The sequence below is a fragment of the Myroides phaeus genome, from assembly GCF_900099675.1.
Lineage (GTDB): Bacteria > Bacteroidota > Bacteroidia > Flavobacteriales > Flavobacteriaceae > Flavobacterium > Flavobacterium phaeum.
In genome coordinates, this window is sequence record NZ_FNDQ01000007.1 from 30,993 (window position 1) to 47,761 (window position 16,769).

The 16,769-nt window shown below is 34.5% G+C and carries 12 protein-coding genes; 8 read left to right on the plus strand and 4 right to left on the minus strand.

The annotated features are described in order from the left end of the window. Positions 1-18: 18 nt before the first annotated feature. Positions 19-561: an RNA polymerase sigma factor gene (locus BLT46_RS05030; protein WP_090407171.1), complete on the minus strand. Its 543-nt coding sequence runs from the start codon at positions 559-561 to the stop codon at positions 19-21. 98 nt (positions 562-659) lie between these two features. On the opposite strand from BLT46_RS05030, the gene BLT46_RS05035 reads away from it, so the two are divergent. Continuing rightward, positions 660-1,319, plus strand: a complete 660-nt coding sequence (locus tag BLT46_RS05035) for an HAD family hydrolase (RefSeq protein WP_090407174.1) — start codon at positions 660-662, stop codon at positions 1,317-1,319. 79 nt (positions 1,320-1,398) lie between these two features. Next, positions 1,399-1,914, plus strand: coding sequence for a hypothetical protein (locus BLT46_RS05040; protein WP_090407178.1), 516 nt, complete (start codon positions 1,399-1,401; stop codon positions 1,912-1,914). Positions 1,915-2,878: 964 nt separating this feature from the next. Here BLT46_RS05040 and BLT46_RS05045 read toward each other — a convergent pair. Together BLT46_RS05045 and BLT46_RS05050 are read right to left on the minus strand one after the other, a co-directional pair. Continuing rightward, the gene (locus BLT46_RS05045; protein WP_143021863.1) at positions 2,879-3,562 is read right to left on the minus strand and encodes a hypothetical protein; all 684 of its coding nucleotides are present in this window, start codon (positions 3,560-3,562) and stop codon (positions 2,879-2,881) included. A 293-nt stretch (positions 3,563-3,855) separates the two neighbouring features. After that, entirely contained in the window at positions 3,856-5,448 is a 1,593-nt protein-coding gene (locus tag BLT46_RS05050) for a peptide chain release factor 3 (RefSeq protein ID WP_090407184.1), read from the minus strand. A 406-nt stretch (positions 5,449-5,854) separates the two neighbouring features. Here BLT46_RS05050 and BLT46_RS05055 point away from each other — a divergent pair, with 406 nt between their 5' ends. The 3 genes from BLT46_RS05055 (at position 5,855) to BLT46_RS05065 (ending at position 11,436) form a co-directional block, all read left to right on the plus strand. Next, complete coding sequence (locus BLT46_RS05055) at positions 5,855-6,724, plus strand: hypothetical protein (protein WP_090407186.1); 870 nt, start codon at positions 5,855-5,857, stop codon at positions 6,722-6,724. Then, positions 6,711-8,084, plus strand: a complete 1,374-nt coding sequence (locus tag BLT46_RS05060; protein ID WP_090407364.1) for a peptidylprolyl isomerase — start codon at positions 6,711-6,713, stop codon at positions 8,082-8,084. Before BLT46_RS05055 ends, BLT46_RS05060 begins: the two co-directional genes overlap by 14 nt. A 589-nt stretch (positions 8,085-8,673) precedes the next feature. Further along, entirely contained in the window at positions 8,674-11,436 is a 2,763-nt protein-coding gene (locus BLT46_RS05065; RefSeq protein WP_090407189.1) for a bifunctional aconitate hydratase 2/2-methylisocitrate dehydratase, read from the plus strand. A 62-nt stretch (positions 11,437-11,498) separates the two neighbouring features. Here the strand turns inward: BLT46_RS05065 and BLT46_RS05070 are convergent, their stop codons facing one another. Continuing rightward, on the minus strand, positions 11,499-11,969 hold the full coding sequence (locus tag BLT46_RS05070; protein ID WP_090407192.1) for an OsmC family protein: 471 nt from the start codon (positions 11,967-11,969) through the stop codon (positions 11,499-11,501). Between the two features lie 309 nt (positions 11,970-12,278). On the opposite strand from BLT46_RS05070, the gene BLT46_RS05075 reads away from it, so the two are divergent. The 3 genes from BLT46_RS05075 to BLT46_RS05085 all read left to right on the plus strand — a co-directional run bounded on the left by BLT46_RS05075 (position 12,279) and on the right by BLT46_RS05085 (position 16,737). Continuing rightward, entirely contained in the window at positions 12,279-14,540 is a 2,262-nt protein-coding gene (locus BLT46_RS05075) for an aconitate hydratase (protein WP_090407194.1), read from the plus strand. A gap of 194 nt (positions 14,541-14,734) precedes the next feature. Continuing rightward, positions 14,735-16,051, plus strand: coding sequence for a solute carrier family 23 protein (locus BLT46_RS05080; protein ID WP_090407197.1), 1,317 nt, complete (start codon positions 14,735-14,737; stop codon positions 16,049-16,051). Between the two features lie 119 nt (positions 16,052-16,170). Then, entirely contained in the window at positions 16,171-16,737 is a 567-nt protein-coding gene (locus BLT46_RS05085) for a TlpA family protein disulfide reductase (protein ID WP_090407199.1), read from the plus strand. Positions 16,738-16,769: the final 32 nt, after the last annotated feature.

Below are 16,769 nucleotides of genomic sequence, written 5' to 3' on the forward strand. Positions count from 1 at the left end.
ATATAAATGTCTAAAGGTTTAATTGCTATTAATAAAATTTTCTATTTTCTTGACTGCGTGGTGATAAGATGCTTTTAAAGCTCCGACACTGGTATCTACAATTTCTGATATTGTTTGATAGTCGAGCTCCTGAAAATACTTCATCTTAAACACCAATTGTTGTTTTTCTGGCAAGGTGGCTATGGCCTTTTGTAAGAGTATTTCAGCTTCATCTCCGTCAAACAAGCTATCGGCTTCTAATTGTTCTATTAAAAAGTCGTTTAGTTCTTCTGAATTAACCTTCATTTTATTCTTGCGCTGTTTCAAAAAATCCAGTGCTTGATTTGTCGCAATCCGATACATCCAAGAAAATAGTTTACTGTCGCCTTTAAACTTATCTATATTTTGAAATATTTTGATAAATGTTTCTTGAAGCACATCATCTGTATCGTCGTGATTAAGAACTAACGTACGAATATGCAAATACAGTCGCTCTTGATAGAGAGACATCAACTCGCGAAAAGCTTCGTGTTTGGTAACGCTATTTTTTAGTCTTTCAACTAATTCGTTTTCGTCAGTCAATTTGTATTGCTTTAGTTTAGTTCGTTTTTTTGGTAAGAGGTAAAAATATGTATTTATATCGGTTTATTGAACGAAAGCTGTTATTTTTGTGGGAAAAAATGGTAAAGACAGTAATCTTTGATATGGACGGTGTTATTGTGGACACAGAACCGGTGCACCGTTATGCATACCACAGTCACTTTGCAGAATTGGGAATTGAAATTTCTGAACACGTTTACAATTCTTTTACAGGACACTCAACTAAGAATACGTATGAGCGCATTAAAGAGTTGTATGGAGTAGAGGGAGACGTACAGGAAATGGTGCTTCGCAAGCGAGCTTTGTTTAACGATGCTTTTGATACAAAACCTGATTTGGAGCTAATTGACGGGGTGAGAGATTTGATTGAAGGGCTTTATCAAAAAGGTGTAGAATTAGTTGTGGGGTCTTCTGCTTCTAAAAGTACGATAGATCGCGTATTTAAACGCTTTAACCTATATCCTTATTTTACACATATCGTAAGTGGAGAAGACTTGCCTAAGTCTAAACCCGATCCTGCTATTTTCTTAAAAGCGGCTTCGTTGGCTAAACACAATGCAAAAGACGAATGTATTGTGATTGAGGATAGTACAAACGGAATCAAAGCAGCTAATGCAGCGGGTATTCGAGTGATCGGATATAAGAGTGCTAATTCAAAGCAACAAGATTATACGGGAGCAAATTATATAGTGCGCGATTTTACAGCGATAGACGCGGATTATATTCTTAATTTGGAGTAGTTATTTGCTACGGTTTATTTTTATAATGCTAAGTTTTTACTAACTTTGCTTTCTTTATAACAAACGTTAATTTACATAGATGTTTCATAGATATATTAAATTAGGTATAGCTGGGCTATTGTTTGCAACAGCGATTTGGCAATTTGTAGAAGGAGGAATTGGAAATGGAATTTTCTTATTGCTTTTAATGGCAATCGTAATATTGCTTTACTACAAAAATGAGTTTATCCTGTTAGCTTTCTTAAAATTGAGAAAACAAGACTTTGACGGAGCTCAAAAATGGTTGAATAAAATTAAGAATCCTGAAACAGCTTTAGTTCGCAAACAGAATGGTTACTATAACTATTTAATGGGAATTATGACATCTCAAACTAACTTAAATGCTTCTGAAAAATATATGAAGAAAGCAGTAGAGTTAGGATTGAATATGGATCAAGATTTAGCAATGGCTAAATTACAGTTAGCAGGTATTGCAATGACTAAACGCAGAAAGCTTGAGGCTCAAAAATTATTGGGTGAAGCTCAAAAATTAGACAAGCAAGGAATGCTAAAAGATCAAATCAAAATGATGAAAGAACAAATGAAGAGATTTTAATTAAATCACTCATTTTAAGATATCGAAAGCCGTACATTTTATGTGCGGCTTTTTTTTATGCCTATACTTGCTTGTTGTAATTAATAACAATAGCAAGTAGCAGTGCTATGTGAATAAACTAAAAACAAGGGATAGGCTTATATTAACTTTTGTGCTCTCGCCTTTATGACAACAAAATACTTGTTGTTTTCCACTTAAATATAGTTGTTTAGTGTACAAATGCTGTTTTCTGTATCACAGTAAACACGGGGCTTACAGGAGTTTTAATTGCACCATGTACCACACTAGTACCACACAACGCCCACATTCGCTCGGAAACAGGGGGTGTTTTCCGAACATCTCTCGAACTTGTGTGGTGTCAGTGTCGAACATGGTACGACTATGATTAAAACCACAGTTGAGTTATAATAAACGGATATTGCTGTTTTACAAGGATATCAAAGAACTTAGCAAGCTTGTATGAGGGTGATAAGCAGAACAAATGTCTGTTATATCTAATGCAAAAGTAGAATAGCCCTAACAAAGAAATTGGCAAAGCGGTTATTTTGACATCATTTGCTATCAAATGACATCATCTGCACTATAAACTATGTCCCACTTTTGTACTCAATCCTCTCTGAACCCTTATATATAAAGGGATTGAGATGGTTTTAAATGACATTTAGTCGCAAATAAGCCGTAAATAAGTCGTAATTACCTCACCTAAAGGCCTTTTTCGCGAACGAATTACGACTTAATTCCGAGGTAATTCCGACTTAATGCCGTTTGAGATAGTAACGAATACAGGTTAAGGCCAGTGGTTATAAGGGTTTGAAGCAATTTTGTTTAAAAAGTATAAACAACAAAACGCTTGAATATTATACCCAAGCGTTTTGTTGTTTTATAAAAAATGTATTATTTAATTTCTTCAGCTATAAATATTTATTTTACTGAAGGGGATTTTTTTGAAAAAGGTAACAAATGACTAGCGCATAGGAATAGCATTAAAAGCGACTGTTTCGTCTGCTGCTGTTATATACTTTAAGATGAGTTTCTTAAAGGTTTCAAGAATATAGATTTCTTGTGCTGTAAAGTTATAATTGCTGTCTTTTATTTCTGATATATACTTTTTTAGAAATTCTTTTCTATGTGCTTCTTTCAGAGAATCGAAAATAAAAGTTAACTGTGAATTATTTTCGTCAAGTGCTTCAATTTCAATACTCCATTGCAGTAGTCCGTTTTTGTAAAAGCTATCGTCGAGGTACGGTTTTATAGGATGATTGGACATTTCAGCTTTTAACTCAGCTTGCGTCAAGATTAATATATCTGCCGAATTTCTTTTCTCTTGAATGGCTTTATTATATTTTTTTCTATTGGTAACAATTTGGGCAGCTTCGTATTGTTTGTATTCAGATAAGTGTATGGTCATACCTCGTTCTTTTTGAACAATTGAATCTACAGTCGTTTTTTTTAAAGCGGGAATTAATGGATAATTAGAATGATTAGCATCGTTAAAGTATTCAAAGTAGGTTTTTAAATTATCAAGCGATATAGGAATCTTTTTAACTTGATTGTTATTGCTTACTTTTTGTCCGTAAATAAGAATTGGAAAAACTAATAGTAAAAATAAGAGTGGAGTTTTGATGTTTTTAATCATAATAAATTTCATTTCACGTGTTTTAAATATTGAAATACAGTGTTGCTTGTAGCAGAGCCTACATTGTATTTCAGATAACTGAATAGCTTGTAAAAGACTGACAAGGTAGTTATTAAAAACGATTATTGGTACTTCGTTTTTAAGAGAAATAGCAATACCTCAGAATAGCTTGCTCTTTTATGAGAATTGAAAAGAAACATATTGTTGTGTTTGCTATTTTAAGAGGAAAGAAAAATATGGAAAGTGTAAACAAAAAAACGCTTGAGTATTATACCCAAGCGTTTTGTTGTTTTATAAAAAACGTATTATTTAATCTCTTCAGATGTAAATCTTAATTTTACTGAAGGGAATTTACTTTGTGTCATTTGAATAGAGAATTCACTATCCGCTAAGAATACCAATTGCCCTGATTTATCAATCGCAAGGAATTTCTGTTTGATACGTTTGAACTCTTTAAACTCCTCGTTCTTCGGATCGTCAGGACGTACCCAACAAGCTTTATGAGCAGGGAAGTTTTCATACGTACATTTAGCACCATATTCGTGTTCTAAACGGTATTGGATAACCTCATATTGTAATGCACCAACCGTACCAATTACTTTACGGCCGTTCATTTCAAGTGTAAACAACTGTGCTACCCCTTCATCCATTAACTGGTCGATACCTTTTTCTAATTGCTTAGATTTCATCGGATCAGCATTGTTGATGTAACGGAAGTGCTCAGGAGAGAAGTTAGGAATTCCTTTGAAATTCATTAACTCACCTTCTGTCAGTGTATCTCCAATTTTGAAGTTACCTGTATCGTGTAAACCAACAATATCTCCAGCATAAGAAATATCAACAATTTCTTTCTTCTCTGCAAAGAATGCATTTGGACTTGAGAACTTCAATTTCTTACCTTGTCTTACGTGTAGGTAAGGCGTATTACGTTCAAAAGTACCAGAAACGATTTTGATAAACGCTAAACGGTCACGGTGTTTAGGGTCCATATTCGCGTGAATTTTAAATACAAATCCAGCAAATGTTTTCTCTGTTGGTTCTACAACTCTTGTGTCAGATTCTTTTGCTCTTGGAGATGGTGCGATTTGAATAAAACAATCCAATAACTCACGTACCCCAAAGTTGTTTAAAGCAGAACCGAAGAATACCGGTTGTAATTCACCTCTTACATATTCGTCTCTGTCAAAAGCAGGATAGATACCTTCAATGATTTCTAACTCTTCACGTAGCGTATCAGCAGCTTTAGCTCCAACTATTTTATCTAATTCAGGAGATTCTAAGTCAGAAATACTAATTGTTTCATCAATGTTTTTTCTACTATCCTCACTGAATAAGTTGATGTTTTTTTCCCAGATATTATAGATACCTTTAAAGTCGTATCCCATTCCAATAGGGAAACTCAAAGGAGTAACTCTTAATTGTAGTTTTTGCTCAACTTCATCCATTAATTCGAATGCATCACGACCTTCACGGTCTAATTTGTTGATGAATACAATCATTGGAATATTACGCATTCTACAAACTTCAACTAATTTTTCTGTTTGTTCCTCAACCCCTTTTGCAACGTCGATTACTACGATAACACTATCTACAGCAGTTAGTGTTCTAAACGTATCTTCAGCGAAGTCCTTGTGTCCAGGTGTATCTAAAATATTGATTTTTTTGTCTTTATAATTGAACGCAAGTACAGATGTAGCAACAGAGATACCACGTTGACGCTCAATTTCCATAAAATCGGAAGTAGCTCCTTTTTTAATTTTGTTGTTTTTTACAGCCCCAGCTTCTTGAATAGCTCCACCAAAAAGAAGTAACTTTTCTGTAAGTGTAGTTTTACCAGCATCCGGGTGAGCAATAACACCAAATGTACGTCTACGATCAATTTCTTTTAAAAAACTCATTATTAAAAATTTTAGGCTACAAAAGTACTTATTATTTGTATAAAAAAAAGCTGTTTTTTGTGTTATAGCGGTGTCTTGACTTGTTAAGTAGGTTATTTTATGCTTATTTTTAAAGCTTACTTTTATTATTCAGGTACAATTAGTTTGAATTTGTCCCCTTTTTTATGAGGAATAGCGTCGAGAAAAGCGAATAGAAACTTTTTCTAACAGCAAGACAATTATATTGCCAATATAGAGTTAAGATATAGTTCTGTTTTGTAAGAGTAGTTGTATTATTGTGTTACGGCTGTTCTTTTTTAGAAACCTTTTGTTGTAAATAGGTGATTAATAAAAGAAAGATTGCTAAGAACTAACTTTAAATAAGTATTTTTGAAAATTAGTTTGATAAAAGTCAAAATGTATTGGTATGAAAAACCGTAATATTCTAAGCTATTGTTTGATTTTACTGGCGAGTTGTACAGTTTTGACTTCTTGTGGAAACAATGGGGATGCTGGAGATAAGAAGAATGCTGTGGCAAGGGTAAACAACAATTACTTACAAAAAGAGGAATTAAATAGCATTGTTCCGTTAGGGGCAACACAAAAAGATAGTTTAGCAATTGTAACTCGATTTATTGATAAGTGGGCAAGTAAGCGACTGTTATTAGATGCGGCAGAGTTTAACTTATCAGATGATAAAGTAGAGGAAATTGATAAATTGGTAGCTCAGTTTAAAAGCGATTTGCTGATTAAAGCGTATTTAGAAAAGTTAGTGCAACAGCAAATTGATACCGTAGTCAAAGAAAAAGATTTGGAAGCGTACTATAATAAGTATAAGCAGAATTTTTTGATTGATGATATGCTGGTAAAGTTGTCTTACGTTAATGTAATGAATGACAATAGCAATTTTAAGACTATTAAAAAGTACTTTACATCGTCTAAAAAAGAAGATTTGACCAAGTTAGAAGATATGTCATTACATATGAAATCTTATGCTTTGAACGATTCGATATGGGTAGATGTAAAACAAATTTATGAGAAATTACCGTTTATAGAGCGAGGAAATAGGGATAGTTATTTAAAAAACAACTATTTTTTTGAGGAAGACGGAGAAAATAGTACTTATTTTGTGAAAGTAAAATCAGTTATAGGTAGAGGAAAAGTGATACCGTATGACTTTATGAAAAAATCATTGCGATTGATGGTAATAAACGATCGTAAAATGGAGTTATTAAAACAATTTGAAGAAGATATTTTAAAGGATGCTAAAAACAATAAGAGATATGAAGTTTTTTAATAAGAAGATGATAATGGCTTTAGGGCTGTCGTTGTCTTTTGTAGGTTTCGCACAAGCGCAGACTAAGCCAGGAAGAAAGATTGATGGTGTAGTGGGAGTAGTAGGAGATTATGTTATTTTGGAGTCTGAAATTGACAAAACGTTGATTGAGTTAAAAGCACAGCGCATTCCTGTTGGAGATTTGTCGAGATGTGACTTGTTCGAAAAATTATTAGAGGACAAACTTTTTGCGCACCAAGCAGTACAAGACAGTTTAGAGGTTACGGATGCTGAGATTACGAGTTTTATGACTGACCAGGTAAACCGAATGGTTGAAGAGGTAGGTTCAATGGATAAAATATTGAAGTTTTACAACAAAAAGAATGAAGAGGAATTCCGCGAGTACTTTTTTGATATTGTAAAGCAAAACAAATTGACACAAAATATGCAACAGCACATTGTGTCTAAGGTTACAATTACTCCTGAAGAAGTACGTTCGTTCTTTAACGAAATTCCAAAAGACGAATTGCCAATGGTAGGTGATGAGGTTGAATTGGCTGAGATTGTTATTAAACCTGTTATTTCAAAAGAGCAAAAACAATTGGTGATTGACCGTTTGAAAGAGATGAAAAAAGACGTTCTTGAAAATGGGGCAAGCTTTTTTAGTAAAGCTGTATTGTTTACAGATGACCCTGGATCTGCGCCAAATGGAGGATTCTATTCTATTACAAAGAAAACACCTTTCGTAAAAGAGTTTAAAGATGTTGCTTTCAGTACGGCAGAAGGAGATATTTCTGAGCCATTTGAAACAGAGTATGGTTATCACATTATTCAGGTTGAAAAAATTAGAGGACAATATGTGGACTTGCGCCATATTTTGTTAATTCCTAAACCAACGGATGAGGCAGTAGCTGAAGCTAAGAAAAAATTAGAGGGAATTAGAGAGAAAATTATCAATAAGGAGATCACTTTTGCAGAAGCAGCAGCAGCGTCTTCTGATGAAAAAGAAACAAGACAAAATGGGGGAATTATGAAAGACCCAATGACAATGGACCCACGTTTTGAGTTGAATAATATGGATGATAGAGAGTTATATTTCTTAGTATCTGGATTAAAAGAAGGAGAGGTTTCTCCTATTGCTACAAAAACAGATATGCAAACAAGAGGAAAGAATTTCCGTATTGTAACTGTAAATAAGAAGTTTCCTGAGCACAAAATTGACTTTGTAGAAGATTATACTAAGGTTAAGAATATGGCTTTGAACAAAAAGCAAGCTGAAGAAGTAGAAAAATGGGTGTCTGTTAAGATAAAAGACGCTTATATCAATATTCAGGGTGATTTTCGCAATTGTAAATTTCGCAATAATTGGCTGAAAAAATAAGAAAATAATAATCACAGAGATTGAAAACGACATTTTGACAATAGGTTGAAATGTCGTTTTTTTATTAATTAAAGAGTTTATTTTCTAAAATGATATTTTAAGCATTAAAAAATAATCAATTTGAGTAAAGTAGGTTTTATTCTTTAAAATTATTAGCTAATTATCATTACAATAGAATGTTTATAAATAATCTTATTTGTATTTGTAGGAAACATTAAAAACTTTTGAAAATTAATTAGTTTGCGTAAATTTGTGATGACAAAAAATTAAATACAAGTTAGACTTTTTTAAGGATAAGGTGTTTGGTTTCTAATTACTTAAAAAGCGTAGTATGCTATGGTTTATTTACACCACAAATAAGTGTAAGAGGATAGTGTTTATTCGTTAGCTATTAATATGGGATTTTAAAGGTGATTGAGTTAATAATCACAAAGGGGATTTTATCTAAAAGTGAAGTAATCTAAAGGGAGCAAGGGCTTGTGCTTTTTGAAGGCATAGCGAGTATTAAAACTAAAAACAAAATAACATTAATAGGTTGATAAGAATGTCAAAATTACTTTGTCAGCCTTAGATTTAATAGATATTAATTATGAGCCTTTATAAGGATTACTTAAACGAAATTGAAGAAAGAAAAGGGTTAGGACTTAGCCCGAAACCAATTGATGGTGCTGAACTATTAAGTGAAATTATTGAACAAGTTAAAGATGCTGCTAATGAATATCACGCAGAGTCTTTAAAACTTTTTGTTTATAATGTTTTACCTGGTACTACAAGTGCTGCTGGTGTTAAAGCAAATTTTTTAAAAGAGATTATTTTAGGAACTGCTGTAGTTAAAGAAATTACTCCAGCTTATGCTTTTGAATTATTATCTCATATGAAAGGTGGACCTTCTATTGAAGTTCTTCTTGATTTAGCTTTAGGTAATGATGTTGCAACTGCTGAGGAAGCTGCAAAAGTACTTAAAACACAAGTTTTCTTATACGACGCAGATACTGATCGTTTAAAAGAAGCTTTCTTAAAAGGAAACGTAATTGCTAAGGATATCTTAGAGAGCTACGCAAAAGCTGAGTTCTTTACTAAATTACCTGAAGTAGCTGAAAAAATTGAAGTAGTTACATTTATCGCTGGAGAAGGTGATATTTCTACCGACTTATTATCTCCAGGTAATCAAGCTCACTCTCGTTCTGACCGTGAATTACACGGACAGTGTATGATTACTCCTGAGGCACAAAAAGAAATTAAAGCGTTACAAGAATTACACCCAGGAAAAAGTGTAATGTTAATCGCTGAAAAAGGTACAATGGGAGTTGGATCTTCAAGAATGTCTGGAGTAAACAACGTTGCTCTTTGGACAGGAAAACAAGCGAGTCCTTATGTACCGTTTGTAAATATTGCTCCAATTGTTGGTGGTACTAATGGTATTTCTCCAATTTTCTTAACTACTGTTGATGTAACTGGTGGTATTGGTCTTGACCTTAAAAACTGGGTTAAAAAGACTGACGCTAACGGAGAAGTAGTTCGCAACGAAAAAGGAGAGCCAGTATTAGAAGAAGTTTACTCTGTAGCTACAGGTACTGTTCTTACAATTGATACAAAAGCGAAAAAACTTTATAATGGAGACCAAGAGTTAATTGATATTGCAAAAGCTCTTACACCTCAAAAATTAGAGTTTATCAAAGCTGGTGGTTCTTATGCTATCGTATTTGGTAAAAAAATCCAAACTTTTGCGGCTAAAACATTAGGAATTGAAGCTCCTGTAGTTTTTGCTCCGTCAAAAGAAATTTCTATCGAAGGTCAAGGGCTTACTGCTGTTGAAAAAATCTTCAATAGAAATGCAGTTGGAGTAACAGAAGGAAAAGTGTTACACGCTGGTTCTGACGTTCGTGTTGAGGTTAATATCGTTGGATCTCAAGATACAACTGGATTGATGACTTCTCAAGAGTTAGAGGCAATGGCTGCTACAGTTATTTCTCCTATCGTTGATGGTGCATACCAATCAGGATGTCACACTGCATCGGTTTGGGATAAAAAAGCGCAAGCTAACATCCCTAAATTAATGAAGTTTATGAATGACTTCGGATTGATCACTGCACGTGACCCTAAAGGAGAATACCATTCAATGACTGACGTTATCCACAAAGTATTAAACGACATTACTATTGACGATTGGGCTATCATTATCGGTGGTGACTCACACACAAGAATGTCTAAAGGTGTTGCTTTTGGAGCGGATTCAGGTACAGTAGCTCTTGCTTTAGCTACAGGTGAGGCGTCTATGCCAATTCCAGAATCTGTAAAAGTTACATTTAAAGGAGAGATGAAACCTCATATGGATTTCCGTGATGTGGTTCACGCTACTCAATCTCAAATGTTGAAACAATTTGGTGGTGAAAACGTATTCCAAGGTAGAATTATCGAGGTTCATATCGGTACTCTTCTTGCTGACCAAGCGTTTACATTTACTGACTGGACTGCTGAGATGAAAGCGAAAGCGTCTATCTGTATTTCTCAAGATGACACGTTAATCGAGTCTTTAGAGATTGCTAAAAACCGTATCCAAATCATGATTGATAAAGGTATGGATAATAAAAACCACGTATTACAAGGTTTAATTAATAAAGCGAATAAGAGAATTGAAGAGATTAAATCTGGTGATAAACCAGCTTTAGCTCCAGATGCTAACGCTAAATATTATGCTGAGGTAGTGGTTGATTTAGATATCATTGAAGAACCAATGATTGCTGACCCAGACGTTAATAATGATGATATTTCTAAACGCTATACACACGATACTATTAGAGAGCTTTCTTTCTACGGTGGAGATAAAAAAGTAGATTTAGGATTTGTAGGGTCTTGTATGGTTCACAAAGATGACTTAAAAATTGTTTCTCAAATGCTTAAAAACATTGAAAAACAAAATGGTGAAGTTAAATTCAACGCACCTTTAGTTGTTGCTGCGCCTACTTACAACATCATTGACGAGTTAAAAGCTGAAGGAGATTGGGAATATTTACAAAAATACTCTGGTTTCGAATTTAGCGACCTTTTACCTAAAAACAATGCTCGTACAGAATATGAAAATATTATGTATTTAGAGCGTCCTGGTTGTAACTTATGTATGGGTAACCAAGAGAAAGCTGCAAAAGGAGATACAGTAATGGCTACTTCAACTCGTTTGTTCCAAGGACGTGTAGTAGAAGATTCAGAACGCAAAAAAGGAGAGTCTTTATTGGCATCAACTCCAGTTGTAGTTCTTTCAGCTATTTTAGGTAGAATTCCGACAATTGAAGAGTATAAAGCTTCAGTAGAAGGTATCAACTTAACAAAATTTGCTCCTATTTCAACTAAGTAATAGAAAGTAATAAATATATAAAGCGAGGTAGTCTATATAGATTACCTCGCTTTTTTTATGGTTTATTCTTTGTTAAAGCATTGTGCGTGATGTTCTATTTCAAAATTACAGGAATTAGCAATAAAGCAAAGTTTGTTAGCTTGTAGGTGCAGTTGTAGTGCTAACGCTTTTTGTGATTTATCCCTGATGTGCACTATCGGATTTAAAACTACTTTGGTTATACGCCCGCTGCCATCAGCATTTAGTATTAATGTAGCTTCTGAATTGTCTTCATAAGCAAGTACTTCAATATTGTGTTGTTGGCATACATACAAATACGACATCATATGGCACGATGTAAGGGCACTCAACAATAAATCTTCCGGATTTAGCAATGTTGGGTCTCCTTTAAAGGCTTTAGCAGCAGAAATCGCTAAAATATCTTTTCCTTCTATTTTTATGGTGTGGCTTTTAGCATATACTTTTTCGTTTGATTTTTTTGGCTTATCGGTAGCAATCCAATTTAGTGCTGCTTTAAAAAGATGTTTGTACATAGTGGTTGTTTTTAAATAAGAGGATGAATTCACAAATAGCATTTGCTACCTAATAGGTATTAGTCGGTGAGTTTAGATAAGGGATGTGTAATACTTGCCTTTATTTTTTTCAAAATTAAACAAAATACTCGGCGAATTACCTTTAACCCTATCCTTGTTAAACTTTGTATTAATGTGTTTTTCATCAACTTTCTACATTTAAGTAGAATGGTTTTAAATTGAGGCTATTAGCATTATTTTAAAAAATTAGTACGAAAATAATTAGTAATTTGGGAAGACGTAATTAATGTAGAATCAAATAAAATTAATATGGCTTTTGATATTGAAATGATTAAAAAAGTGTACGAGAAAATGCCAGATAGAGTTGAAAAAGCTCGTCAATTGGTAGGTCGTCCGTTAACACTTTCTGAGAAAATTTTATATACGCATTTATGGGAAGGACAACCTTCACAAGCGTTTGAAAGAGGAAAAGATTATGTTGACTTTGCTCCAGATAGAGTAGCTTGTCAAGATGCAACTGCACAGATGGCTTTATTGCAATTTATGCACGCTGGAAAAGAGAAAGTAGCAGTACCGACGACAGTGCACTGTGACCACTTAATTCAAGCAAAAGTTGGCGCTGCAACAGATTTAAAAGTTGCAGAAACGCAATCTTCAGAAGTATTTAATTTCTTATCATCGGTATCAAATAAATACGGAATTGGTTTCTGGAAACCAGGAGCTGGTATTATTCACCAAATTGTCTTAGAGAATTATGCTTTCCCAGGAGGTATGATGATTGGTACTGACTCTCACACAGTAAATGCTGGTGGTTTAGGTATGTTGGCAATTGGTGTAGGTGGAGCTGATGCTGTTGACGTAATGTCTGGTATGGCTTGGGAGTTGAAATTCCCTAAATTAATTGGTGTTAAGTTGACGGGTAAATTAAACGGATGGACTGCACCTAAAGACGTTATCTTGAAAGTAGCTGATATTCTTACTGTAAAAGGTGGAACGGGAGCTATTGTTGAGTATTTCGGTGAAGGAGCTACTTCTATGTCTTGTACTGGTAAAGGTACAATTTGTAATATGGGTGCTGAAATCGGAGCTACAACTTCTACTTTCGGATATGATGATTCAATGAGAAGATATTTAGCTGCAACAGGTCGTCAGGATGTAGTTGATGCTGCTGATAAAGTAGCAGAACATTTAACTGCGGATGCTGAAGTGTATGCTAATCCATCACAATACTTTGATGAGTTAATCGAAATTAACTTGTCTGAATTAGAACCACATATTAACGGACCATTTACTCCGGATAGAGGTACTCCAGTTTCTAAAATGAAAGAGGAGGCTGATAAAAACGGATGGCCATTAAAAGTGGAATGGGGATTAATTGGATCTTGTACAAACTCTTCTTATGAGGATATGTCAAGAGCGGCTTCTATTGTTGAGCAAGCTGTTAAACACGGTATTACTCCAAAAGCTGAATTTGGTATTAACCCAGGTTCTGAGCAAATTCGCTTTACTATTGAAAGAGATGGTATCATTGATACTTTCGAGAAAATGGGAACGAAAGTGTTTACTAATGCTTGTGGACCTTGTATCGGACAATGGGATCGCGAGGGAGCTGACAAAGGAGAGAAAAACACAATTGTTCACTCGTTTAACCGTAACTTCTCTAAACGTGCGGATGGTAACCCAAATACACACGCTTTCGTAACGTCTCCAGAAATGGTGGCTGCTTTAGCCATTGCGGGTGATTTGAGCTTTAACCCAATCACAGACACGTTAATTAATGACAACGGAGAAGAGGTGAAATTACTTCCACCAACAGGTGATGAGTTACCGAAAAGAGGATTTGATGTAGATGATCCAGGTTATCAAGCGCCAGCAGAAGATGGTTCAAACGTTAAAGTTGAAGTATCTGCTGACTCTAAACGTCTTCAATTGTTAGATCCATTTACTCCTTGGGATGGTAAGAATATTACAGGAGCTAAATTGTTGATTAAGGCTTTTGGTAAATGTACTACTGACCACATTTCTATGGCTGGTCCTTGGTTGCGTTTCCGCGGTCACTTAGACAACATTTCTGATAATATGTTAATTGGTGCTGAAAATGCGTTTAACCATTTGACAAACAACGTTAAGAATACATTGACTGGAGAGTATGGTCCTGTACCTGCTGTTCAAAGAGCATATAAAGCGGCTGGTGTTCCTACTATTGTTGTGGGAGACCAAAACTACGGAGAAGGATCTTCTCGTGAGCACGCAGCTATGGAGCCACGTCATTTAGGAGTTAGAGCGGTATTAGTAAAATCATTTGCTCGTATTCACGAAACTAACTTGAAAAAACAAGGGATGTTAGCATTGACTTTTGCTAATGAAGCAGATTATGATAAAATCCAAGAAGACGATACAATCAACTTCTTAGACTTAACTGATTTTGCTCCTGGTAAACCGTTGCATATTGAGTTCGTACACGCTGACGGATCTAAAGATGTAATTGAGGCTAACCATACGTATAATGCAAGTCAAATTGAATGGTTTAAAGCTGGTTCGGCATTAAATTTAATTGCTGCTGGTAAATAGTCATTTGACAATATATAAGAATATAAAGAAGAGATCATCTATAATAGGTGGTCTCTTTTTTTTGTTTTAATGGAAGCAATGTGGCTTGGTTTATGTGTTTTCTTTACAATATGTTCTTGTTTTTTATATAAGATCAAAAGTGAATCATTTAAAAAGTTTAATTTTACGCAGTTTTAACAAAATGATAAAGAAGTATGACTAAAGAAGAGAAGGCTATTGTACTGGCCGTTGATGAAAAACCAAAATTAGGACAGTGGGTACTATTGAGTATTCAACATTTATTTGCCATGTTCGGGGCTACCGTTTTGGTTCCTGCATTAACAGGTATGAATCCTGCAATTGCCTTAATATCAAGTGGAATTGGTACTTTGGTTTTTATTTTTATTACAAAGGGAAAAGTGCCTTCTTATTTAGGTTCTTCATTCGCTTTTATTAACCCTATTATCGCTATGAAAGCATTGGAGGCTGATCCTAACTCAGGTATGCCTGTTGGTAGCTTTTTAGTGGGGAGTTTCCTTGTTGGGGTTGTTTATTCCTTAGTGTCTTTAATCATAGCAAAAGCAGGTACGAATTGGTTGATGAAACTATTACCGCCAATTGTAGTAGGTCCTGTTATTATGGTTATTGGTCTTGGTTTAGCAAGTACAGCAGTGGGAATGGTTACTAATAATCCGGCAGGAGAATACGATTTGACTTATGTGTTGATTGGATTAGTAACACTTTCAATTACGATTATTACAGCTATTTTTACAAGAGGATTTTTAAGTGTTATTCCCGTATTAGTTGGAATAATCGGAGGATATACTTTTGCTTCTATAATGGGAGTTGTACATTTTGAAGCTGTGGCAAACGCTAAGTGGATTGCAGTTCCTGAGTTCATGATGCCTTTTATAGATTATGAACCATCTGTTTCTTGGTATGTAATTCTGTTGATGTTACCTGTGGCAATTGTGCCTATTGCAGAACATATTGGACACCAATTGGTGTTGAGTAAAGTAATCGGAAAAGATTTAATCAAAGAACCAGGGTTGGATAGATCTATGTTAGGAGATGGTGTAGCGACAATGTTAGCGTCTTTAATTGGTGGACCACCTAATACGACTTATGGGGAAAATATTGGAGTATTAGCCATTACAAGAGCTTTTAGTATTTATATTTTTATTGGAGCAGCGTGTTTTGCTATTCTATTTGGATTCTGTGGCAAGGTAGCAGCCTTGTTAAGTACTATTCCGTCACCAGTAATGGGAGGAGTGTCTATTTTGTTATTCGGTATTATTGCGTCAAGTGGATTGCGTATGTTGGTAGAGAATAAGGTAGATTTCAAGATTAAGCGTAATTTGATTATTTCGTCTGTCATTTTAATTATCGGAATTGGTGGAGCTGCTATTCATATTGGAGATTTGTTTTCTTTAGAAGGAATGGCGTTAGCGTCTATCATCGGTATTGTTTTAAACTTAGTTTTACCAGGTAGGGAGGAAGTAAAGTTTGACGAGATGTTTAAGGATTCTTAAATAGTGTTAAAAAACTTATTTTTTACAATTATTATTGGTTATCCCGTTTGTTTTGTTCTATTTTTAATATTTAGAAGCTTTAGTACTATATTTGTACAAGTTTATTTTAAGCGATTACTATGAAAGAGAAGAAAAAGGGGAAAGGTTGGATATCTAATATTCTATTTATAATATTTATTGGGGTAGTATTTTTTACGCCACTTGGAACGAGTTTTAAAGTATGGATAAATAGGCTTGTGGCTATGAGTCCGTCTTTAGAGAAGCAAGAGGATGTGAAGAAGGTAAGTTTTGAAGACTGGATAGTTGTAGATGAAGAGGGGAAACCTTTTGATTTTACTACCGTAGAGGGTAAGGTTGTTATTATCAACTTTTGGGCTACGTGGTGTCCTCCTTGTATTGCGGAGAAACCGAGTTTCCAAGAGCTTTACAACGATTATAAGGATAAGGTTGTGTTTATGTTTGTAACGAATGATCCGGTGGATAAGGTGAAGGCGTTTAAAGAAAAGAATGAATATACCTTGCCTGTGTATTATGAAAAGAATAGTGCGCCAACAGAATTATATTCTACTTCACTTCCGTCATCGTATGTGATTGATAAAAAAGGAAATATAGTGGTTAAGAAATTTAGAGCAGCTGATTGGAATAGCTCTAAGTTTAGAGTTATGTTAGACGAATTGCTGAAATAGCATTTTATATAGAAAAGAAAAAACCTCTGAGC

Coding starts and splice junctions, on each gene's coding strand:
- BLT46_RS05035 (WP_090407174.1), top strand. CDS start 660: ATGGTAAAGACAGTAATCTTTGATATGGACGGTGTTATTGTGGACACA.
- BLT46_RS05040 (WP_090407178.1), top strand. CDS start 1,399: ATGTTTCATAGATATATTAAATTAGGTATAGCTGGGCTATTGTTTGCA.
- BLT46_RS05045 (WP_143021863.1), bottom strand. CDS start 3,562: ATGAAATTTATTATGATTAAAAACATCAAAACTCCACTCTTATTTTTA.
- BLT46_RS05050 (WP_090407184.1), bottom strand. CDS start 5,448: ATGAGTTTTTTAAAAGAAATTGATCGTAGACGTACATTTGGTGTTATT.
- BLT46_RS05055 (WP_090407186.1), top strand. CDS start 5,855: ATGAAAAACCGTAATATTCTAAGCTATTGTTTGATTTTACTGGCGAGT.
- BLT46_RS05060 (WP_090407364.1), top strand. CDS start 6,711: ATGAAGTTTTTTAATAAGAAGATGATAATGGCTTTAGGGCTGTCGTTG.
- BLT46_RS05065 (WP_090407189.1), top strand. CDS start 8,674: ATGAGCCTTTATAAGGATTACTTAAACGAAATTGAAGAAAGAAAAGGG.
- BLT46_RS05070 (WP_090407192.1), bottom strand. CDS start 11,969: ATGTACAAACATCTTTTTAAAGCAGCACTAAATTGGATTGCTACCGAT.
- BLT46_RS05075 (WP_090407194.1), top strand. CDS start 12,279: ATGGCTTTTGATATTGAAATGATTAAAAAAGTGTACGAGAAAATGCCA.
- BLT46_RS05080 (WP_090407197.1), top strand. CDS start 14,735: ATGACTAAAGAAGAGAAGGCTATTGTACTGGCCGTTGATGAAAAACCA.
- BLT46_RS05085 (WP_090407199.1), top strand. CDS start 16,171: ATGAAAGAGAAGAAAAAGGGGAAAGGTTGGATATCTAATATTCTATTT.